Below are 22,264 nucleotides of genomic sequence, written 5' to 3'. Positions count from 1 at the left end.
ATGAAACAATTATTTGATGAGGTTTCTTACGATTGCAGTAAGTTAGTTACTCAAAAATACAGCACTTCTTTTTCTTTAGCCACTAGAATGTTATCACCTAATATACGTTCTGCTATTTATAATATTTATGGTTTTGTCCGTTTTGCAGATGAAATTGTAGATTCTTTTCATAAATATGATAAAGAAGATTTATTAATCAGGTTTGAAAACGAGTATTATTTGTCAAAAAAAGCAGGTATTAGTTTAAATCCTATTTTAAATTCATTTGTACAAACAGTTAATAAGTATAAAATAACAGATGATTTAATACAAGCTTTCTTAAAAAGTATGAAAGCCGATTTATATAAAACTGAATATACAACAGAACAACAGTATAAAGAATATATTTATGGCTCTGCAGATGTAGTAGGTTTAATGTGTTTAAGGGTTTTTGTAAATGGAGATGAACAGAAATATCATCAATTAAAAGATGCAGCAATGCGTTTAGGGTCAGCTTTTCAAAAGGTTAATTTTTTAAGAGATTTAAAAGATGATTTAGAGGTTTTAAATCGTTCTTATTTTCCTGATATCGATTTAAAAGAGTTAAATAAACAATCTAAAGAAACGATAATAAAAGATATTGAAGCTGATTTTGATTATGCCTATGAAAATGGAATATTAAAATTACCTGTAGAAGCTAAATTTGGTGTTTTTATGGCGTATAGATATTATAAAAAACTTTTAAAGAAGTTAAAATTAACGCCATCATCAGAAATAATGGATACTAGAATTAGAATATCTGACCCAATGAAAATTAATTTATTGGCAAGAAGTTACGTAAAGTATAAATTAAATCTTATTTAAATGTTGTTTATAATAACCACACTGTTAACTTTTATAGTAATGGAGGGTGTTACATGGTGTACTCATAAATATATAATGCACGGTTTTGGCTGGTATTTACATGAAGACCATCATCAACCTGGCTATCCTCATGTTTTTGAAAAAAATGATGCGTTTTTCGTGGTTTTTGCCATACCGAGTATGTTGCTTTTTTACTTCGGATTTCATCCAGAATTAAATTATTTATTCTTTATAGGATTAGGAATTCTATTCTATGGATTAGCATATTTTTTAATTCACGATGTTTTAATTCACAGACGCTTCAATTGGTTTAAAAACACGAATAATCAATATTTAAAAGGATTACGAAAGGCACATAAAATACATCACAAACATTTAGGTAAACCAGATGGTGAGTGTTTCGGAATGCTGTTTGTTCCGTTTAAATATTTTAAAACAAGACAATAAAAATAATTAAAATAATGAGTGAGTACTTATATCTGATATTAAATTTAGGAAGTTTAAGTATTCCTTTAGCTTATAGTATTTTTGAGAAGAAATTTCATTTTATACAATATTTTAAAATAGCTTTTATAAGTATTTTATTGATAGCTATTCCTTTTTTAATTTGGGATGCTTTTTTTACAAAAATTGGTGTTTGGGGTTTTAATCCTGATTATTATTTAGGAATAAAATTATTTGAAATGCCAATTGAAGAATGGCTATTTTTCTTTTGTATTCCTTACGCTTGTTTGTTTACGCATGAGGTTTTAAAACATTTAGCACCTCAATTTAAGTTGTCTAAGTCGGTAACTATATTGTTGAGTTTTTTGTTGATTTTGATAGCATTTATACTATTGATTTTCAATTTTGGAAAATGGTACACAACTGTAAACTTTAGTGTTTTTTTAGTATTAATGTTCTTCGGATTAAAATATAACTTAAAAGCTTTACAGGAATATTATCCGAGTTTTTTGGTTGTTTTAGTTCCTTTTTTAATAGTAAATGGAATTTTAACAGGAAGTTTTATTGATGCTCCTGTGGTTTGGTATAATAATGCAGAAAATTTAAATTTTAGAATTTTTACAATTCCTTTTGAAGATGTTTTTTATGCCTTTACACTATTATTTTCAGTACAATTGATATTTAATTATTTAAAGAAATTTCACATAAAATTAAAATATGAAGCAAAATAAATATATACGATTTTTAATCTTTTTAGTTGTTAATTTTTTAGCATTAGCAATTGGTGTTGTATTGATGGAAGATGGTCCGAAAACAGATTGGTATTTATCATTAAATAAAGCACCTTGGACACCTGCAGGGTGGGTTTTTGGAGCAGCTTGGACTACAATTATGTTGTTGTTTGCTTTTTATATGACTAAATTGAGTTTTAATTTTCCTTTTTTAGATAAAAAACTGACAATACTTTTTAGTGTTCAGTGGATTTTAAACGTAGGTTGGAATTACTTTTTTTTCAATCAACATTTAACTCTTATCGGATTAGTAATTATTACTTTATTATGGTTGTTAATCGGTTATTTTACTTTTAAAAATTTAAAAGAATTAAAAGGGATTACATTATTTATACTTCCATATTTAATATGGATGACTATTGCAACAAGTTTAAACGCCTACATCGTATTTTATAACTAAAATTATGGGAAATCAAGAAATTATTACAGAAGATAAAATTATAGAATTGTACATGGATACGGTTTTAATTTCAGGAAAACCAGCTTCTATTTACGCTTTTGCTCAAAAAAATGAATTTGAAGAGTCTGAATTTTACAAATATTTTTCAAGTTTTGAAAATTTAGAAAAATCAATATTTGGAGTTTTTGCAAAAGAAACAATTCATTTGTTACATAAAACAGAAGCGTATAAAGATTATACATCAAAAGATAAATTATTAAGTTTTTATTTTACTTTTTTTGAATTGTTAACAGCAAACAGGTCGTATGTTTTATTACAATTTCAGCATATAAAATCAGATTTTTCAAAACTATCAGTTTTAAAAGAATTACGTTCAGAATTTCTAAAATATGTTAGTAACATTGAATTAGAAAAAATTGATTTTAAGAATGAAAAAATCAATAAAATTCAAGATAAAACAATAACAGAAGCCTATTGGGTACAGTTATTAATGATTCTGAAATTTTGGATTGATGATGAATCTTCAAACTTCGAAAAAACCGATGTTTTTATTGAAAAATCAATTAAAGTAGCTTTTGATATTCAGCAAATAACTCCCGTAAAAAGCGTTATTGATTTAGCAAAATTTTTATGGAAAGAAAAAGGAACTTCAGTATGAAAAGATTAGATAAAATACCGACATCAAAAATAGAAAGAACAACTAAATTAGTTACTACAGGACTAAAATTAGGCGTAAACTATGCAAAGTATTACGGAAATAAAATCACAAAATCGGAAGAAGAAGCAAGAGAGCAATTAAATGAAGACAATGCAACCGATATTTATGATGGTTTAAAAGAATTAAAAGGTTCGGCATTAAAAGTAGCGCAAATGCTAAGCATGGAAAAAAATTTACTACCTAATGCTTATGTTGAAAAATTTTCGTTATCACAATTTTCTGTTCCGCCACTTTCAGGACCTTTAGTTGTTAAAACTTTTAAAAAATATTTTAATAAAACACCTGAAGATGTTTTTGATACGTTTACAGCAGAATCTGTAAATGCAGCAAGTATTGGACAAGTTCACAGAGCTACCATAGGTGAAAAAACACTGGCGGTTAAAATTCAATATCCAGGAGTAGCTAATAGTATTTCAACTGATTTAGCATTGGTAAAACCTATTGCAATGAAAATGTTCAACATAAGAGGTGAAGGTTCTGATGAATATTTTAAAGAAGTTGAAAATAAGCTATTAGAAGAAACAAATTACGTTTTAGAGTTAGCACAGAGTAACGAAATAGCAAATGCATGTAGCCATATACCTAATTTAAAATTTCCGAAATATTACGAGGAATTTTCTACGGATAGAATTTTAACTATGGATTGGATGGATGGAATTCATTTATCTGAATTTACATCAAAAGGATATGATGAACAAACGGCAAATAAATTAGGGCAAGCATTATGGGATTTTTATATGTACCAAATGCATGTATTAAAAAAAGTACATGCCGACCCGCATCCAGGTAATTTTTTGGTATCTAAAGAAAACGATTTAATTGTTATCGATTTTGGATGTATGAAAGAAGTGCCAATGGCTTTTTATACGCCATATTTCGAATTAGCTAAACGAGAAAACATTGAAAATCCTGCTTTTTTTGAAAGTAAATTATATGAATTAGAAATTTTAAGAAAAGATGATTCCGAAGAAGAAAAAGCCTTTTTCAAAGAATTGTTTTATGAAATGTTGTATTTATTTACATCACCTTTTCAGCAAGAATCTTTTGATTTTTCTGATGGTGTTTTTTTTGGTAAAATAGCCGATTTAGGACAAAAATATGCAAAAAGTACTGAGTTGAAAAAAATGAACGGTAACAGAGGTTCGAAACATTTTATTTATATCAACAGAACATTTTTTGGTTTGTATAACTTAATGCACGATTTAAAATCGACTCATATAAAAATTAATAATTACAAGAATTTATAAATGCATTTATCAAGAAAAGCTATAGATGATATGAATCATCTGTATAAAATAAATTTAATGAATAGTATTTCTGGTTATAAACCAGCAAATTTAATTGCTACAAAATCGGAAGATGGAATTAGTAATGTAGCTGTTTTTAGTTCAGTAGTTCATTATGGTTCTAGTCCTGCAATTTTAGGATTCGTTTTGCGTCCGACAACCGTAGCTAGAAATACCTATGATAACATTAAAAAAACGGGTTTTTATACTATAAATGCTATTAATGAAGCCATAATTGAAGATGCACATCATACATCTGCTAAATATCCGTCAGGAGTTTCAGAGTTTGATAAAACCGATTTAACTGAAATTTATAAAGATGATTTTTACGCGCCTTATGTGGCAGAATCGCCCATAAAAATAGGAATGAAATTTTTAGAAGAACATCATATAAAAGCAAACGGAACTATTTTAATTTTAGGTGAAGTAACCGATTTGTATTTTAAAGATTCAATGCTTTCCGAGGACGGTTTTTTAAATTTATCCGAAGAAAAAATTGCATCAATTAATGGTTTAGATACGTATATGGTTGCAAAAGAATATCAAAGATTATCATATCAAAGACCAAAGTAACACAATGTAAAATAATGTAAAACATCAATAAAATGAAGATTTTAATCACAGGAACAACAGGGTATATAGCAAAAAGATTGGTATTGAAATTATTAGATGCTGGTCATGAATTAATATGTTGTGTACGTGATTTAAAACGAATTCCTGATGAAATAGAATACAAAGACAATATTTCATTTATAAAAGTTGATTTTTTACAAACCGAACAAATTATTTTTCCTTCGGATATTGATGTTGCGTATTATTTAATTCATTCAATGGCTACGGATGACAATAATTTTGAAGATTTAGAGCAAACTTGTGCTAAGAATTTTAAAAATATTGTTGAAAAAACAAACTGTAAGCAAGTCATTTATTTAAGTGGTATTGTAAACGATAGTTCTTTGTCTAAACATTTAGCTTCTCGTTTTCAGGTAGAGCAAAATTTACAGTCTTTAAAATATAATGTAACAACTTTTAGAGCAGGAATTATTGTTGGTAGTGGTAGTGCATCCTTTGAAATTATTAGAGATATTGTTGAAAAGTTACCTGTAATGGTTACGCCAAAATGGTTGAATACAAAATCGCAACCAATTGCAATTAGAGATGTATTAACTTTTTTAGAACGTGCTGTTGGAAATGAAAAATTGTATAATAAATCGTTTGATATTTGTGGTACAGAAGTACTTACTTATAAAGAAATGCTTTTACAATTTGGAGAGGTAAGAGGCTTTAAGCGTTACATTTTAACATTACCACTTTTAACGCCAAAATTATCATCGTATTGGTTATACTTTGTAACTTCTACGTCTTTTAATTTAGCTCAAGCTTTGGTGGATAGTATGAAAGTTGAGGTAATTGCTAAGCCAAGTAACATCAATCAACTTTTAAATATACAGCCTATTTGTTATAAAGAATCGGTTGATTTAGCTTTTCAAAGAATAGAACAAAACGCTGTAATATCAAGTTGGAAAGATGCAATTAGTAGCGGTGTTTTTCAAGCGCAATTATCGGATTATATTCAAATACCACAATACGGTTGTTTTGTAGATAAACGTACTATAAAAGTTTCTGATGATGCTTTTACACTTGATAAAATCTGGTCGATTGGAGGAAAAAATGGTTGGTATAGTTTTAATTGGTTATGGAAAATAAGAGGTTATGCTGATAAAATTTTTGGAGGAGTTGGTTTACGTAGAGGAAGAACACATGATACATCATTAGAAGCTGGTGACCCATTAGATTTTTGGCGTGTTTTATTGGCTGATAAAAAAGAAAAAAGACTTTTGTTATTTGCAGAAATGAAATTACCTGGCGAAGCTTGGTTAGAGTTCAAAATAGTAAATGATACTTTACATCAAAAAGCAGTTTTCAGACCTAAAGGAGTTTTAGGACGCTTGTATTGGTATTCCGTTTTACCGTTTCATGCTTTTGTATTTAAAGGAATGATAAACGCTTTGGTAAAAAATAATTAAAAATTATGAATCACAGAGATATAGATAGAATAATAGAAATGGCTTGGGAAGATAGAACCACATTCGATGCTATAAAGTTTCAGTTTGGTTTAAAAGAGCAACAAGTAATCGAATTAATGCGTAAAGAATTAAAGCTATCTAGTTTTAAATTATGGAGAGCAAGAGTTCAAGGACGTTCAACCAAACATCAAGCGAAACGAGCTTTTGAAAAAGGACGATTTAAATGTTCAAGACAAAAAAGTATTAGTAATAATAAAGTTTCTAAGCGATAAATAAAATAACTGCTAATCATAAATATATAAAATATGAAAACAATTGTAATAGTAGGAGGTAGCTCAGGTATCGGAAAAGCTATTGTAAATAAATTAAAAGATACACATAAAATCATCAATATAAGTAGAACAGCACCCGAAGAACACGAAAATGTAACGCATTATTCATGTGATGTTTTAAATGATGAATTACCAGTTTTAGAAGATATTAATGGATTGGTATATTGTCCTGGAAGTATCAATTTAAAATCATTTACGCGACTTAAAGTTGCCGATTTTAAAACAGATTTTGAAATAAATGTTATAGGCGCAATCAATACTTTAAAAGCATACGAAACTAGTTTGGCAAAAAATAACGGAAGCGTGGTCTTATTTAGTACAGTTGCTTCTGCTTTAGGAATGCCTTTTCATGCAAGTATTGCAACAAGTAAATCGGCAGTTGAAGGCTTAACAAAATCGTTAGCGGCAGAGTATGCAACTAAAATTCGTTTTAACGCCATTGCTCCAACCGTAACAGATACGCCACTTGCAAAACGTTTGTTAAGAAACGAAAAACAACAAGAGAGTATGCAAGACAGGCATCCGCTAAAAAAATATTTAACACCACAAGAAGTTGCAAGTTTAGCTAGTTATTTATTATCAGAAGAATCTAGTGCAATAACAGGGCAAATTATTCCTATGGATGCAGGAATTGTAAGTGTAAAATTATAATTGTACTCGAATGAAATGGCTAATTTTATTCACTATTTTTTTATGTATGAATGATGAGGTAATAATTTTTGATAAAAATACGATTCCCAAAAACTGGATTATAACAAATGATGATGTTATGGGAGGTGTATCAACATCATCTATGAAATTGAATAACGATAAACAACTTGTTTTTTCGGGAGCTGTTTCTTTAGATAATAACGGAGGTTTTGCAATGACAAGATTACCTATCGCTATTAATTTTGATGATAAAAAAACAAACCTAGTTATAAAGTTAAAAGGCGATGATAAAAAGTATCAGTTTAGAATAAAAGCAAAAGAAAATCAGCGTTTTTGGTACGTTCAACCGTTTGAAACGACCAATAAATCAGAAGAAATTATTTTGCCTTTACATAAATTTTATGCTTCATCTAGAGGTAATTTAATCGATGTGCCAAATTACTCGGCAACTACCATTTCAGAAATTGCAATTCTGATAGGTAACAAAAAGAACGAAAAATTTAATCTATCAATAGAAAAAATAACGCTTCAGTAAATGAAAATAGTTAAAATAACTTTACTTATAACTTTATCAATAATACTACTTATGACACTATTTAGTTTTTTATCAAATTCGGAAACAGTATCTCCTAATCAATCTTTATATGACATAGAAATTAAAGGAATTGATGGAAAAAAATTAGATTTAAATCAATATAAAGGCAAAAAAATATTATTTGTAAATGTTGCCTCTAAATGTGGATTTACCAAGCAATATGATGGATTACAAGAATTATCATCAAAATATACTGATAAATTAGTAGTCATCGGTTTGCCGTGTAATCAATTTGGAGAACAAGAACCTGGTGAAGCATCAGAAATAAAATCATTTTGTAAGTTAAATTTTGGAGTCGATTTTCCATTAACCGAAAAAATAGCCGTTAAAGGAGTTGATAAACATCCATTATATCAATGGTTAACTGAAAAAGAAAAGAATGCTAAAATGGATTCGTCTGTAAAGTGGAATTTTCAAAAATACTTAGTTGATGAAGAAGGTCGATTAATTGATGTTTTTTATTCAATAACAAAACCAATGAGTACTAAAATAACAAGTCTTTTATAAATGATGAACTTTAAAAAACATTCAGGAATTTATACGCTAGAAACAGCACAGGAATTAAAAATGCCGTTAGTAAAAGCGTGGGATTATTTTTCATCACCAGAAAATTTAGCCAAAATTACGCCTAAAAAAATGGGTTTTATTATTACTTCAAAAGTTGATAAAAAAGCATATCCTGGGCAAATAATAACATATAAAGTATCGCCTGTTCCGTTTGTGAAAACAAATTGGGTAACAGAAATAACGCAGGTAAAAGAACAAGCTTTTTTTATTGATGAGCAACGTTTCGGACCTTATGCAATGTGGCATCACGAACATTTTTTTGAAGTTTTGCCAAACGGAAATACCTTAATGAAAGATAAAATATCCTATAAAATACCGTTCGGTTTTTTAGGACATATAGCACAAGCTCTTTTTATCAAAAAACAATTAAAAAGTATTTTCGAATATCGATTTATAATTTTAGAAAAAATGTTTAATGGTAAATAAAGTAGCGATATTTTGGTTTCGTAGAGATTTGCGTTTAGAAGATAACGTAGCATTATTTAACGCTTTAAACTCATCAAATAAAGTAGTTCCTTTATTTATTTTTGATGAAGAAATTTTAGATAAACTGCCAGAAAACGATGCCCGAGTTTCATTTATTTATCAAACATTACATCAATTAAATACTGATTTAAAAGATACAGGTTCATCTTTATTGATAAAAAAAGGAAATCCGCTTGAAGTTTGGAAAACACTAATTTTAGAATTTGATATTTCGGCAGTTTATACCAATAAAGATTACGAACCGTATGCTTTGCAAAGAGATACAGATATTTGTGGATTTTTAAAATCAAAAAGTATTGATTTTTTAAGGTATAAAGACCAAGTTATTTTTGAAAAAGCTGAGGTTACTAAAAATGACGGATTGCCATATACGGTTTACACGCCGTATAAAAATAAGTGGTTACAGAAATTTAATGCCGAAGTTGATTTAAAAAATCATCATATAAATTTTAATAATTTTTATCAGTTTACATCAGAAATACCTTCTTTAAAATTTATAGGATTTAACGAAAGTAGTATAAAAGTACAGCCTTATAATTTATCAAATTTAACAAAATACGATGAAATTCGTGATTTTCCTTTCATCGATAAAACATCTTATTTATCGCCTTATTTTCGTTTCGGATTGGTAAGTGTTCGTAAAATGGTGCAATTTGCTTTAAAAACGAATGCTACTTTTTTAAACGAACTGATTTGGCGAGAATTTTTTATGCAAGTATTATTTCATTTTCCAAAAGTGGTTACAAATAATTTCAAGCAAAAATACGATGCCATTCCGTGGAGAAATAACGAAGCTGAATTTGAAAAATGGTGTAAAGGCGAAACTGGTTATCCGATGGTCGATGCAGGCATGCGACAGTTAAATAAAACGGGTTATATGCACAATCGGGTACGCATGATTACGGCAGGTTTTTTATGTAAACATCTGTTAATTGATTGGCGTTGGGGCGAAGCTTATTTTGCCGAAAAACTATTAGATTACGAATTATCAGCAAACAATGGAAATTGGCAATGGGCAGCAGGAACAGGTTGTGATGCTGCGCCATATTTTAGAGTTTTTAATCCTGAAGCACAATTAAAAAAGTTCGATAAAGATTTACAATATATTAGAAAATGGATTGAAAATTTTGATGAATTAACATATCCACAGCCAATGGTTGAACATAAGTTTGCTAGAGAAAGAGCAATTTCAACTTATAAAGAAGCCTTAAATTAAAAGCCTATTTAATATTAAATAAAGACTAGATTCTCGTCATGCTGAATTTATTTCAGCATCGCATAAAGATAATAACTAAGGCAAATCAGGATGTGAAACTGAAATAAATTCAGTTTGACGGATTCTATTTTTTAGCTATAAAACATTTTTAAATGAAATTTAAACAGGCTCAAGTAGAAAATTAAAAGGTTCAAAGAATTAAATCTTTGAACCTTTTAATTTTATTTTTATTTGAAGCAATTTCCCGCTTTCCGCACTCGCTTTTTTTGAAGAAAAATCAAAAAAGAGCTCAAACAAATGCTTCAATCGGGGCTAGAATTTTCTGCTATCTTTTTTAATATTGTTATTAAACGATATATTCTTTAGCACCTTCTATAGCTTTTTCAATTCCGTTAGGATTTTTACCTCCAGCAGTAGCAAAGAATTTTTGACCACCACCGCCACCGTTGATTAATTTTCCTAATTCTCTTACAACTTTACCAGCATCATAACCACGTTCTGCAACTAATTCTTTCGAAATATAGCAAGTTAACATAGCTTTATCAGCTTTTTCAGAAGAAGCAAAAAACAAGAATAAATTTTTAAAATCTTTTCCTAAAGCAAATGCTAAGTTTTTGATTCCGTTGGCATCTAAAGAAACTTTAGTTGCTAAAAATTGAACACCATTTATTTCTTGTAATTGATTTCTCAATTCACCAGATAAATTTTCTGCTTTTTCTTTTAATAATTGTTCTATTTGCTTTTTTAAAGTAGTGTTTTCATCTTGTAAATTAGTTACAGATTTTACAACATCTTTAGGATTTTTAAATAGTTGTTTTATATCAGTAAAGTTACGTTCAACATCTTCAAAATAATCACCAACAGCTACATTTGTAATTGCTTCAATTCTTCTAATTCCTGAAGCAACAGCACCTTCCGATTTTATTTTAAAATACCAAATATCACCAGTTTGTGGAACGTGAGTTCCTCCACATAATTCCATTGATTGACCAAATTTAATGGCTCTTACGGCATCACCATATTTTTCGCCAAATAAAGCAATTGCGCCTTCATCAATAGCTTGTTGCATCGGAATATTTCTTCTTTCAATTAAAGAAAGATTTTCACGAATACGAGCATTTACAAAATCTTCAATTTCTTGTAATTCATCCGAAGTTACTTTAGAGAAATGAGAAAAATCGAAACGTAAATGTTTTGGGCTAACTAATGAACCTTTTTGCTCTACATGAGTTCCTAAAATTGTACGTAACGCTTGATGTAATAAATGCGTAGCAGTATGATTGCTTGCAGATAAATTTCTATTATTTTTATTTACTACCGCTTTAAATCTTTCTGATAAATTTTCAGGTAAAGTTTTAGTGTAGTGAATAATTAAATTGTTTTCTTTTTTAGTGTTTACCACATAAATTAAATCTCCATTAGAAGTTTCAATATGTCCAACATCACCAACTTGTCCACCGCCTTCAGGATAAAAAGGAGTCATATTAAAAACTAATTGATATTGTTCACCATCTTTTTTAGTGGTTACTTTTCTATAACGAGTTAATTTAACATCAGCAGTTAAAGTATCATATCCGATAAATTCTTCTTCGTCATCTTCAATTAAAACATTCCAATCGTCGGTTTCAATAGCTGTTGCAGCTCTTCCACGGTTTTGTTGTTGTTTTAAAGCTTCTTGATATTCTTCTTTATTATAATCTAATCCTTTTTCAGATAAAACTAATGCCGTTAAATCTTCAGGAAAACCGTAAGTATCTTTTAATTCAAATACTTTTTTTCCTGAAATTGTTTTTTTAGTAGCGTTTGCAGTTATGGTATCTAGTAATAATAACCCTTGTTCTAATGTTTTTAAGAAAGATTGTTCTTCTTCTTTAATAACATTTTTAGCTAATTGTTCTTGTGCTTTTACTTCAGGAAAAGCATCTCCCATTTGGTCGCTTAATGTTGCAACTAATTTATAAATAAAAGGTTCTTTCTGATTTAAGAACGTAAATCCGTAACGAATTGCTCTTCTTAAAATTCTTCGGATGACATAACCAGCGCCAGTATTACTTGGTAATTGACCATCGGCAATAGAAAATGCTACGGCACGAACGTGGTCGGCAATTACACGAATAGCGATGTCTGTTTCATTGCTAGCAATTTCAGAATTTTCGTATTTTACGTTTGTAATAGTTTGGATTTCTCTAATAATCGGAGTAAAAACATCAGTATCGTAATTCGATTGTACGCCTTGTAAAGCCATACATAAACGTTCAAATCCCATACCAGTATCGATATGAGTATTTGGTAAATTCTCTAAACTTCCATCAGCTTTACGGTTGAATTGCATGAAAACTAAATTCCAAACTTCTACCACATGCGGATGATCTAAATTTACTAACGATGCACCAGAAACTTTTGCTTTTTCTTCGGCAGAACGAATATCAATATGAATTTCAGAACAAGGTCCGCAAGGTCCTTGTGCGCCCATTTCCCAGAAATTATCTTTTTTATTTCCTAATAAAATACGATCTTCAGCAATGTATTGTTTCCAAATATCATAAGCTTCTGTATCTTTCTCTAAACCTTCTTTTTCATCACCTTCAAAAATAGTAACATATAAAATGTCTTTGTCTATTTTGTAAACTTCAGTAAGTAATTCCCAAGCCCAAGCAATCGCTTCTTTTTTGAAATAATCGCCAAAAGACCAGTTACCAAGCATTTCAAATAAAGTGTGGTGATAAGTGTCTTTTCCAACTTCTTCTAAATCGTTATGTTTTCCAGAAACACGTAAACATTTTTGAGAATCGGCAACTCTAGCATCAACTATTTTTTTTTGTCCTAAAAAATATTCTTTAAAAGGAACCATTCCCGCATTTACAAACATTAAAGTAGGATCGTTCTTTAATACCATTGGCGAAGATGGAACGATAGCATGGTTTTTAGATTTATAGAATTCTAAAAATTTTGATCTTATTTCTTGAGATTTCATATGTTTTGAGCTCGAAAATTTTGTTAAATAATCATTAAAAAACAGCTAATTAGAAGTAGTTTTAAAATAGTTATTATATTAGTTGCTAAGTATTGTATTTTTATTACTTACTTGAAAAAGACAAAAATAAGATATTTAGTAGTATGAAAGCAAAATGTTTTTTTAATCAGCTTGAATAAAAATAATATGAATTAAATTTTATTTAAGTGTATTTAAAAGAAGGTATTAAGTGAATTTTTAGCATTAAAAATTGATGAAATTAAAAGAAAAGGTAGATTTTTCAGCATTGTTTGATACACATTATGAAAAATTATATAACTACGCTATTAAAATAGTGAAAGATGAAAGTATATCGAACGATTTATTACAAGACACTTTTATAAAGTTATGGGAAAATATCGATTCGATGAAAATAAATCATCGATCTATAGAATCTTTCTTAATTATAACCTTAAAAAATAAAATTGTAGATCATTTTAGAAAAGAAAGCGTAAAAAAGAAACATTTAAATCTATATGTTTTAAATAAAGATATTGAAGAAGAAATAAATAATGAATGGGATTTACTAAAAAAAATAGAAGATATATATGCGTTACTTCCTCAAAAAACAATTGAAATTTTTAAGCTTTCAAGAGATAAAGGACATACTTATGCCGAAATAGCATCCATAAAAAATATATCTGTAAAAACTGTAGAAGCTCATATTTCAAAGGCTTTGCAAGTTTTTAAAAAAGAATTAGTAAATTTTTTATAAAAAAAATAGGGTACTTGTTGTTGAGAAACGTTTTATAATAAATCTCATATTTATTATGAAGCAAGACAACATTGAAGAAACAGACCTTTGGGCTTATATATCAAACACAGCAAGTGTTGATATTAAGGATAAGGTTGAACGATGGAAAAACTCAACAGAATATGATGAGCAATTATTTGAGAAAATAAATAAAATCAATCAAATTACTAAAAAAAATAGTAGCGTACCTAAAGCTGATATAGCAATTAATAAAGCTGTATTTTTCAAAAAAATAGAAAGTAGAAAAAAGAAAAATAACTTTAAAAAGCTTTTCTTTAAATATGCTGCGGCAGTAATAATAATATTAAGCACTTCTTTTTTCGCTTATTTTATAACACAACCTCAAAAAATATATATAGCAACAACTTACGGAGAACAAAAGGAAGTAACACTTTCAGATGGCTCAGTTGTTTGGTTAAATGCTTCGAGTAAAATTTCATATAAAGAGGGTTCTCCACGAACTATTCGTTTAGAAGGTGAAGCTTTTTTTGAAGTTGCAAAAGATAAAAAACATCCGTTTACGGTAGAAACTTCAGATAATGTTATCGTTAAAGCTTTAGGAACTAGTTTTAATATTAAATCTTATAATGAAAATGATTATTATGAAACCGTTTTATTTACAGGTAAAGTAGCAGTTAATATTGCAGATTCTGAAAAAAATAATATAATAATGTTACCTAATGATAAAATAAGAATCTTAAAAGAAAATAAACAAGTTTTAAAATCTGTTATCAAAAATAAAATGAATACTATTTCTTGGAGAGAAGGTAAAATTCAATTTAAGAATAAAACATTTAAAGAAATAGCAACGGATTTTAAGAATCAATATAATTTAAACTTTTATTTTGAAAATGAAAAAATATCAAATGTAAAATTTACAGGAACTTTTGAAAAAACAATGCCTATAAGAGAGATTTTAGAAATATTAAAAATAACAAAACCTTTTGATTATCAATTTAATACTCAAAAAAATACTTGGATTATCAAATAAAAAAATAGGAGAACGGCAATTCTCCTATTTAAAATTGCTGCTAATTTTAATTGAACAAAACCATCTAACAACATTCAAATCTATGAAAAACAAACAATTTATAATCCAATTAGGGTTAAAAAATGTATCAAAAAAACATTCGTTTTTAATGAAACTCACCTTATCAATTTTTTTATTTTGTTGCTTACAAGTAGTAGCAACTAATACTTTTTCTCAAAAAAATGTAACACTAAACTATGAAAACACAACTTTAGAAGCTATTTTAAATCAAATAGAAAAACAAACTAATTATAACTTTGTTTTTAATAATGATGAAGTTAATATTCAACAAAAACTTACTATTAATGTAGTAAATAAAAATGTTAATAAAGCGGTAAAATTACTTTTTGAAAATAAATTAATAAAGCATCAAATAAAAAATGAATTAATTATTTTATCTAAAGATAAAGACATTTCTCAAAAGAATATTTTAAAAAAACAACAACTAAAATATACCATTAGTGGAACGGTAAAAGACGCTACAACTGGTGAAACGTTATTAGGAGCAAATGTTGTAATAAAAGATGCTTTAAAAGGAACTATAACCAATGAATATGGTTTCTATTCGATGACACTTTTAAAAGGTATTTATGTTTTAGAAATTTCTTATGTAGGATATAAAAGCAAAGAAATTAAGATAAACTTAAATAGTAATATTAAGAGGAATTTTGAATTAACCTTAACCGAAAATGCATTAGAAGAAGTTGTTGTAAATTCTACAAACAAAAGTCAAAGTCAAGTTAAAACAATTTTGACAGGAGTATCAAGCATAAAAACAGCTGAGATTAAAAAACTTCCAGCATTTTTTGGTGAGCCAGATATAACGAGAGTTATTTTAACACAACCAGGAGTTAGCTCGGTAGGAGAAGGCGCTAGTGGATTTAATGTTAGAGGAGGTAATATTGATCAGAATTTATTGCTTTTAGATGAAGCTCCATTGTATAATTCGTCTCATTTATGGGGGCTTTTTTCGGCAATTAATGCCGATGCATTGAAAGATTTAAAGTTTTATAAAGGAGGTATTCCTGCACGTTTTGGTGGTAGAGCTTCTTCTGTATTAGATATGAGACAGAAAGAAGGAAGTTCTAAAATTTTTAAAGGAGAAGGAGGTTTAGGTTTATTATTTTCAAGATTAACCTTAGAAGGACCTATAAAAAAAGATAAACTTAGTTTCTTAGTATCTGGACGTAGAACTTATTTTGATATATTTTTTCCGTTAGCAGGAGATGATTTAAAAAATCAAAAAATGTACTTTTATGATTTAAATACAAAACTATCTTGGAATATAAATGATAATAATAAATTATACTTATCAGGATATTTTGGTAAAGATGTAATGAGATTTAAAGGAGAAGAAGAAATAGTATATGATGAAGAAACAAAAACAGAGAAAAAAGAACCAGGAGGTAAAATAGATTTTTCATGGAATAATGCTACTACAAGTTTACGTTGGAATCATGTGTTTTCTAATAAATTATTTATGAATTTATCAACCATTTATAGTTCATATAAATATTCGTTAGCAGCTGAAAATGATGGCCCTTCGCAAACAGATTCAGGTAGTTCATTTGAATGGACATCATCTGTAGAAAACTATATTTTTAAACCAGACTTCACTTATTATTTGAATTTAGATACAAAGATGAGGTTTGGTATCAATGGAACCTATTATAGGTTTACACCAGCAAAATTAACTAATAATGAAGAAGGAGTTAAGAGTGTTATAAATTTATCAGTAGAAAAAGCTGTAGAAATAGCTCCATATTATGAATTAGAAAAAAAATGGGATAAATTATCCGTAAATATAGGCGCTCGTTATTCTTTATTTAGAAATATAGGTCCTTATGAAGTAGCAACTTATGCATCAGGTTTACCTAAAACACCAAGTACAATAACAGGACAGGTTAAATATAAAAGCGGAGAAACTATAGCTAAATATGGTGGTTTTGAACCTCGTTTATCTTTAAAATATGATGTTGATAATCGAAAATCTTTAAAAATCGGATATAATAAAATGTATCAGTATATACACTTAATGAGTAATAGTAGCGCTGCATTACCTTTTGATGTTTGGAAACTTTCTGGTAAGTATGTTAAGCCTTTAGAGGTAAATCAATATTCTTTTGGGTTTGCTTTTGATAGTAAAAATAGAAATTATAATTTTTCTGTAGAAGGATATTATAAAGATTTTAAAAATTTAGTAGAATATGTAAATAATGCCGATTTATTTATCAATAAAAATATTGAAACACAATTACTTCCTGCAAAAGGATATGCTTACGGAACAGAATTTTCGGTACATAAAACTAAAGGGAAATTTACAGGTAATTTAAATTATACATATTCTGTTTCTAAAAGAAAAACTGTCAGTGAATTTTCATCAGAAAATATAAATAATGGTGAATATTTTTCATCAAATTATGATAAGCCTCACATATTTAATGCAACGGCTAATTACAAGTTTAGTGATAAATGGACTATGGGAACTTTTTTTACTTTCCAATCAGGAAGACCAACTACATTAATAACAGGAAGAGGTGTTTATGGTGAAAATGAAGATGAAACTGTTTTTACATATTCTGATAGAAATGCATATCGAATGAAAAATACACATCGATTAGATGTTTCATTAACATATACCCCAGAATCTAGTTTGTATTCAAAATGGAAAGGAAGTTGGAGTTTTGGAGTTTATAATATTTATGGAAGAAAAAATGCTTTTTCTAATTATTATACTTACTCTAATAATAAAAATCAAAATGTAGGAATATCTAAAACATTAAATAAGAAACAGTTTTCTCTTTTTGGAGCTCCAATACCATTTATTACGTATAATTTTAAATTTTAAAAAATGAAATCATCATATATACTAGTCATAATTTTAATAAGTATAATTACTTTTTTTAGTTGCTCTGAAACTATTCCGTTAGATAATATATACGAACCTCATTTAATAATAAGAGGAGGAATAACAAAAAATAATTTTATTTATGTAGATATACAACAAACTGTACCTGTAAATGTAATAACTAAAAAACCAATTAATACAGCAAAAGTATCTTTATATACTAAAGCAGAAAATATTTTAGATACAAAAATAGCCGATTTATTAGTCTTAGATGAAAAAGATGGAAAGTATGCTATGGAAAATCAGTTTATTCCAATAGTAAATAATTATTATTGGATAAAAATAATTTTAGAAGATGGTACTATTTTAGAGTCGGTTCCTGAATTATTTAAAGAAAAAGTTGAGGTGAAAAGCATTACTATAAACAATGAAAATACACGTGTAACTTTTAAAGATTTTTTAGGAGATCAAAAAGATTTTTATTTAATAACTTATAAGTTTTATAATGAACAAGGCGATTTTGTTTTTACTGATTTTTATATAGAAAATGATGTGTTTTTTGAAGAAGGTGAAGATGCTTCTTCTGAAATAGAGTATACATCAAAAAGTGTAGAAGTTGAAATATCAAGCATAAGTTTTAATAATTATAATTTTTTTAAAAGTTATTTAATTCAATTAGAAACGCAAAACATTGAAGATGGAGATTTCTTTTCGCAATTATTTTCTGGTCCACCTGCTAATTTAGAAGGTAATATTGTAAATAAAAAGACTGGAAGAAAGGAATTAGGTTTTTTCGGATTATTTAATCCAACTATTAAAAAACAAGATTTTTAAATAAATTATAATTTTTTGTAATTGTGATAAAGCACATAAAAATATAAAAGGAACGTTTTTTAACGTTCCTTTTTTTATTTAGGTTTTTTGTTAAATTATCATTAAAAAACAACTAAATAAAAGTAGTTTTAAAACATTTTGTAAATTTGTGTGTTATAGACAATGTTTTTAAATAAAACAGTCTGTTTAATAAGTACAAAATATTACATTTAGTATTATGGCGAAAGTAAAATATCATTACGACCCTGAAACGTTATCATATAGAAAAGTAGAGTCTAAAAAAAGCGAAACATACAAGAAATCTTTCTTAATAATTGTTGGTGTATTATTAATTGCTTTTTTTGGTTTTATTGGATTCAGTCAGTTTTTAATGTCACCTAACGAAAGATCTCAGAAACGAGAACTTGAAAACTTTAAGTTGCATGCAGAATTGATGTCTAAAGAATTAGGAATGTTATCTGAACGTTTATCAGAATTGCAAGAAAGAGATGATAATATTTATAGAACTTATTTTGAAGCAAGTCCGATACCTAAAGAACAACGTACTGCTGGTTTTGGTGGTGTAAATAGATATAAACATTTAGAAGGTTTTAAAAATACGGCAATGATTACGAATGTTACCAGAGAAATAGAAATTTTATCTAAACAAATGGTAGTACAATCAAAATCATTAGATGAAATTGTTACTTTAGCTAAAGAAAAAGAAAAAATGTTAGCTTCAATACCTGCAATTCAACCTGTAAAAAATCAAGATTTAAAAAGAATGGCTTCGGGTTATGGTATGCGATTACATCCTATTTTAAAATCGTGGAGAATGCATAACGGAATGGATTTTACAGCGCCAACAGGTGCACCTATTTTTGCATCAGGAAATGGTAGGATAAAAAAAGCACATCGTAGTGCTACTTTTGGTAATGTAGTTTATATAGATCATGGTTACGGGTATGAAACGGTTTATGCACATATGAGTAAAATAAAAGCTAAACAAGGACAAAAAGTAAAAAGAGGAGATGTAATTGGTTATGTAGGAAATACAGGTCGTTCGGCTGCTGCTCATTTACATTATGAAGTACATAAAAACGGTAGACCAGTAAATCCTATTTATTATTATTATGGAGATTTAACACCCGAAGAATTTATAGCAATGCAAAAAGCATCACAACAAAAAGGACAATCATACGATTAATTAAAATCGACAAAGAATACTTTATAAATGCATGTAGAATTACCTGAAAAGAGATACTATAAAATTGGAGAAGTTTCTAAAGCTTTTGGTGTTAATGTGTCATTAATTCGGTTTTGGGAGCAAGAATTTGATGTTATTAAACCTAAAAAAAATGCTAAAGGAAATAGGTTATTTACTAAAGAGGATATTGATAATTTTAAATTAATTTTTAACTTAGTAAAAGAAAGAGGTTTTACTTTAGAAGGTGCAAAACAAAAATTAAAGATAAACCCAACCGATGTTATAAATAATCACGAAATTATTAGTAGATTAGAAGCTATAAAAGCAACTTTACAAAAAATTAAAAATCAACTATAAAAATTAAAAAGAAAGATGAAAAAATTTATACCTATAATTATAGTAGCAGTAATTGCTTTAGGATTATACAACTGGGGAGTAGGTTTTCAAAATACTGCAGTAGAGTATCAAGAAAATGCTAAAACAAGTTGGTCTAATGTAGAAAGTTCATATCAACGTAGAAATGATTTAGTAGGAAATCTTGTGAAAACAGTACAAGGAGCTGCAGATTTTGAAAAAAGCACATTAATTGGTGTTATTGAAGCAAGAGCTAAAGCAACTTCCGTAAATATAAATGCAGGAGATTTAACACCAGAAAACATGGCGCAATTTCAAAAAGCACAAGCTGGTTTAAGTGGAGCGTTATCTAAATTATTAGTGTCGGTTGAGCGTTATCCTGATATTAAAGCAAACAAAAATTTCTTAGAATTACAAAGTCAATTAGAAGGAACTGAAAATAGAATTAATGTCGCTCGTGATCGTTTTAACGAAAGTGTAAATATTTATAATAAATTAATAAAAAAGTTTCCAGGATCATTATTAGCTGGTCTTTTTAATTTTGATGAAATGAATCGTTATAAATCAGATGCTGGTTCAGAGAATGCACCAAATATCAATTTTAATTTTAAATAAAAATAAATGTCTAAAGTAGAAAATTTTCTTACTATTGAAGAAGAACAAGAAATTATTTCTGCTATTCAAATTGCAGAGAAAAATACTTCTGGTGAAATTAGAGTTCATATAGAAGCATCCGCTAATAAAGATGCTTTTGAGCGAACATTAGAAGTGTTTCATCTGTTAAAAATGGTTGATACTAAAGCTAGAAATTCAGTATTGATTTACGTCGCTGTAAATGATAAAAGATTTGTTATTTATGGTGATGAAGGCATCCATAAAGCAGTACCTGAAAATTTTTGGGATACTACAAAAAATGCAATGCAAGTTCATTTTGTAAAAGGAAATTTTAAACAAGCAATTGTTACAGGAGTTTTAAAAGCTGGAGAAGAATTAAAGGCTCATTTTCCTTGGCAAATTGATGATGAAAATGAATTGTCGAATGAAATATCTAAAGGATGATTCAAAAAAATACATTAAACATAGCCTTATTTTTTAGTTTAACTTTTTTACTTTTAAGTATTCAAACTGTTTTTTCTCAAGGATTTAAAATTCCAGAAAAACCAGCATTTGAAACTAGTGTTTACGATTATGTAGGGTTACTTTCTCGTGCGCAAAAATCTCGTTTAGAAAGTAAATTAATTAAATATTCAGATACGACTTCTACTCAAATAGTCATCGCTATTATCAATTCCACCGAAGGTGAAAATATTAATTATTTAGCCGCTAATTGGGGAGAGAAATGGGGCTTTGGACAGGCAAAAGAAGATAATGGTGTCTTTGTTTTATTAGCAAGAGGAGATCGTAGAATATCTATTCAAGCAGGTAAAGGAACTGAGCATTTATTAACTGATTTTGCATCTAAAAGAATTATCGAAAGAAATATTATTCCAGCTTTTAAACAAGGTGATTATTATGCAGGTTTAGATAAAGGTTCAGATGCTATTTTTAAAACGTTAAATGGCGAATATCAAGGTACTCGAAAAAAAGAAACTGAAGGATTTAGCTTTCCACCAATCTTATTTATTATCATTATAATTATTTTTTTTATTATCATATTTAGAGGTAATAAAAATAATAGAGGTGGAGGAAGTCGTTCAAGAAAAGGAGATATTACAGGTAGTATTTTAGAAACAATAATTTTAACTAATTCAGGTCGTGGTAGCTTCGGAGGTGGAAGTTTTGGAGGTTCATCAAGTGGTGGATTTGGAAGCGGAGGTTTCGGAGGAGGCTTTGGTGGTGGTAGTTTTGGAGGTGGAGGAGCTTCTGGAGGTTGGTAGAATTAGTATGTA

General features: G+C 28.2%; 24 protein-coding genes. 23 read left to right on the top strand and 1 reads right to left on the bottom strand.

Features of this window, described 5'->3' with window-relative positions; all coding sequences use genetic code 11:
- From AB0T67_RS05915 to AB0T67_RS05850, 14 genes are read left to right on the top strand one after another with little or no spacing between them, the layout of a single operon-like run.
- A complete protein-coding gene (locus AB0T67_RS05915) occupies nt 1-843 on the top strand; it encodes a phytoene/squalene synthase family protein (RefSeq protein WP_369219540.1) in 843 nt (280 codons plus the stop codon).
- Nucleotides 844-1,290: a sterol desaturase family protein gene (locus tag AB0T67_RS05910; RefSeq protein ID WP_369219539.1), complete on the top strand. Its 447-nt coding sequence runs from the start codon at nt 844-846 to the stop codon at nt 1,288-1,290.
- A 14-nt stretch (nt 1,291-1,304) separates the two neighbouring features.
- Complete coding sequence (locus AB0T67_RS05905; RefSeq protein ID WP_369219538.1) at nt 1,305-2,018, top strand: lycopene cyclase domain-containing protein; 714 nt, start codon at nt 1,305-1,307, stop codon at nt 2,016-2,018.
- Nucleotides 2,005-2,478: a TspO/MBR family protein gene (locus AB0T67_RS05900; protein WP_369219537.1), complete on the top strand. Its 474-nt coding sequence runs from the start codon at nt 2,005-2,007 to the stop codon at nt 2,476-2,478. The genes AB0T67_RS05905 and AB0T67_RS05900 overlap by 14 nt, the downstream gene beginning before the upstream one ends.
- A gap of 4 nt (nt 2,479-2,482) precedes the next feature.
- Nucleotides 2,483-3,136 carry a TetR family transcriptional regulator C-terminal domain-containing protein gene (locus tag AB0T67_RS05895; protein WP_369219536.1) on the top strand — a complete coding sequence of 218 codons (654 nt, stop codon included), beginning with the start codon at nt 2,483-2,485 and terminating at the stop codon, nt 3,134-3,136.
- Nucleotides 3,133-4,443, top strand: coding sequence for an ABC1 kinase family protein (locus AB0T67_RS05890; protein ID WP_369219535.1), 1,311 nt, complete (start codon nt 3,133-3,135; stop codon nt 4,441-4,443). The genes AB0T67_RS05895 and AB0T67_RS05890 overlap by 4 nt, the downstream gene beginning before the upstream one ends.
- A gap of 57 nt (nt 4,444-4,500) precedes the next feature.
- Nucleotides 4,501-5,055 (top strand): flavin reductase family protein, encoded by a 555-nt coding sequence (locus AB0T67_RS05885; RefSeq protein ID WP_369219534.1) that lies wholly within the window; start codon nt 4,501-4,503, stop codon nt 5,053-5,055.
- Nucleotides 5,056-5,087: 32 nt separating this feature from the next.
- Complete coding sequence (locus AB0T67_RS05880; RefSeq protein WP_369219533.1) at nt 5,088-6,509, top strand: SDR family oxidoreductase; 1,422 nt, start codon at nt 5,088-5,090, stop codon at nt 6,507-6,509.
- Nucleotides 6,510-6,514: 5 nt separating this feature from the next.
- A complete protein-coding gene (locus AB0T67_RS05875; RefSeq protein ID WP_101907840.1) occupies nt 6,515-6,781 on the top strand; it encodes a TIGR03643 family protein in 267 nt (88 codons plus the stop codon).
- A gap of 33 nt (nt 6,782-6,814) precedes the next feature.
- Nucleotides 6,815-7,492: an SDR family NAD(P)-dependent oxidoreductase gene (locus tag AB0T67_RS05870; protein ID WP_369219532.1), complete on the top strand. Its 678-nt coding sequence runs from the start codon at nt 6,815-6,817 to the stop codon at nt 7,490-7,492.
- A gap of 10 nt (nt 7,493-7,502) precedes the next feature.
- A complete protein-coding gene (locus AB0T67_RS05865; RefSeq protein ID WP_369219531.1) occupies nt 7,503-8,027 on the top strand; it encodes a CIA30 family protein in 525 nt (174 codons plus the stop codon).
- 51 nt (nt 8,028-8,078) lie between these two features.
- Nucleotides 8,079-8,594 (top strand): glutathione peroxidase, encoded by a 516-nt coding sequence (locus AB0T67_RS05860; RefSeq protein ID WP_369220494.1) that lies wholly within the window; start codon nt 8,079-8,081, stop codon nt 8,592-8,594.
- Nucleotides 8,595-9,080 (top strand): SRPBCC family protein, encoded by a 486-nt coding sequence (locus AB0T67_RS05855; protein ID WP_369219530.1) that lies wholly within the window; start codon nt 8,595-8,597, stop codon nt 9,078-9,080.
- Entirely contained in the window at nt 9,070-10,356 is a 1,287-nt protein-coding gene (locus AB0T67_RS05850; RefSeq protein ID WP_369219529.1) for a cryptochrome/photolyase family protein, read from the top strand. The genes AB0T67_RS05855 and AB0T67_RS05850 overlap by 11 nt, the downstream gene beginning before the upstream one ends.
- A gap of 346 nt (nt 10,357-10,702) precedes the next feature.
- Here the strand turns inward: AB0T67_RS05850 and alaS are convergent, their stop codons facing one another.
- A complete protein-coding gene (gene alaS / locus AB0T67_RS05845) occupies nt 10,703-13,330 on the bottom strand; it encodes an alanine--tRNA ligase (protein WP_369219528.1) in 2,628 nt (875 codons plus the stop codon).
- A 253-nt stretch (nt 13,331-13,583) separates the two neighbouring features.
- Here alaS and AB0T67_RS05840 point away from each other — a divergent pair, with 253 nt between their 5' ends.
- From AB0T67_RS05840 to AB0T67_RS05800, 9 genes are all read left to right on the top strand, one after another.
- Nucleotides 13,584-14,084 carry a sigma-70 family RNA polymerase sigma factor gene (locus AB0T67_RS05840; protein ID WP_214983643.1) on the top strand — a complete coding sequence of 167 codons (501 nt, stop codon included), beginning with the start codon at nt 13,584-13,586 and terminating at the stop codon, nt 14,082-14,084.
- A gap of 55 nt (nt 14,085-14,139) precedes the next feature.
- Complete coding sequence (locus AB0T67_RS05835) at nt 14,140-15,114, top strand: FecR family protein (protein ID WP_369219527.1); 975 nt, start codon at nt 14,140-14,142, stop codon at nt 15,112-15,114.
- A gap of 82 nt (nt 15,115-15,196) precedes the next feature.
- A complete protein-coding gene (locus AB0T67_RS05830; protein WP_369219526.1) occupies nt 15,197-18,001 on the top strand; it encodes a carboxypeptidase-like regulatory domain-containing protein in 2,805 nt (934 codons plus the stop codon).
- Between the two features lie 3 nt (nt 18,002-18,004).
- Nucleotides 18,005-18,835 carry a DUF4249 domain-containing protein gene (locus AB0T67_RS05825; protein WP_369219525.1) on the top strand — a complete coding sequence of 277 codons (831 nt, stop codon included), beginning with the start codon at nt 18,005-18,007 and terminating at the stop codon, nt 18,833-18,835.
- Nucleotides 18,836-19,052: 217 nt separating this feature from the next.
- Complete coding sequence (locus tag AB0T67_RS05820) at nt 19,053-20,021, top strand: M23 family metallopeptidase (protein WP_369219524.1); 969 nt, start codon at nt 19,053-19,055, stop codon at nt 20,019-20,021.
- Between the two features lie 27 nt (nt 20,022-20,048).
- Nucleotides 20,049-20,378, top strand: a complete 330-nt coding sequence (locus AB0T67_RS05815; RefSeq protein ID WP_271231395.1) for a MerR family transcriptional regulator — start codon at nt 20,049-20,051, stop codon at nt 20,376-20,378.
- Nucleotides 20,379-20,393: 15 nt separating this feature from the next.
- Nucleotides 20,394-20,990: a LemA family protein gene (locus AB0T67_RS05810; protein WP_369219523.1), complete on the top strand. Its 597-nt coding sequence runs from the start codon at nt 20,394-20,396 to the stop codon at nt 20,988-20,990.
- A gap of 6 nt (nt 20,991-20,996) precedes the next feature.
- A complete protein-coding gene (locus tag AB0T67_RS05805) occupies nt 20,997-21,434 on the top strand; it encodes a TPM domain-containing protein (RefSeq protein ID WP_369219522.1) in 438 nt (145 codons plus the stop codon).
- A complete protein-coding gene (locus AB0T67_RS05800) occupies nt 21,431-22,252 on the top strand; it encodes a TPM domain-containing protein (protein ID WP_369219521.1) in 822 nt (273 codons plus the stop codon). Before AB0T67_RS05805 ends, AB0T67_RS05800 begins: the two co-directional genes overlap by 4 nt.
- Nucleotides 22,253-22,264: the final 12 nt, after the last annotated feature.

Source organism: Tenacibaculum salmonis (genome assembly GCF_041053065.1).
GTDB lineage: Bacteria > Bacteroidota > Bacteroidia > Flavobacteriales > Flavobacteriaceae > Polaribacter > Polaribacter pacificus_A.
This window is presented reverse-complemented; position numbering and strand designations above follow the sequence as displayed.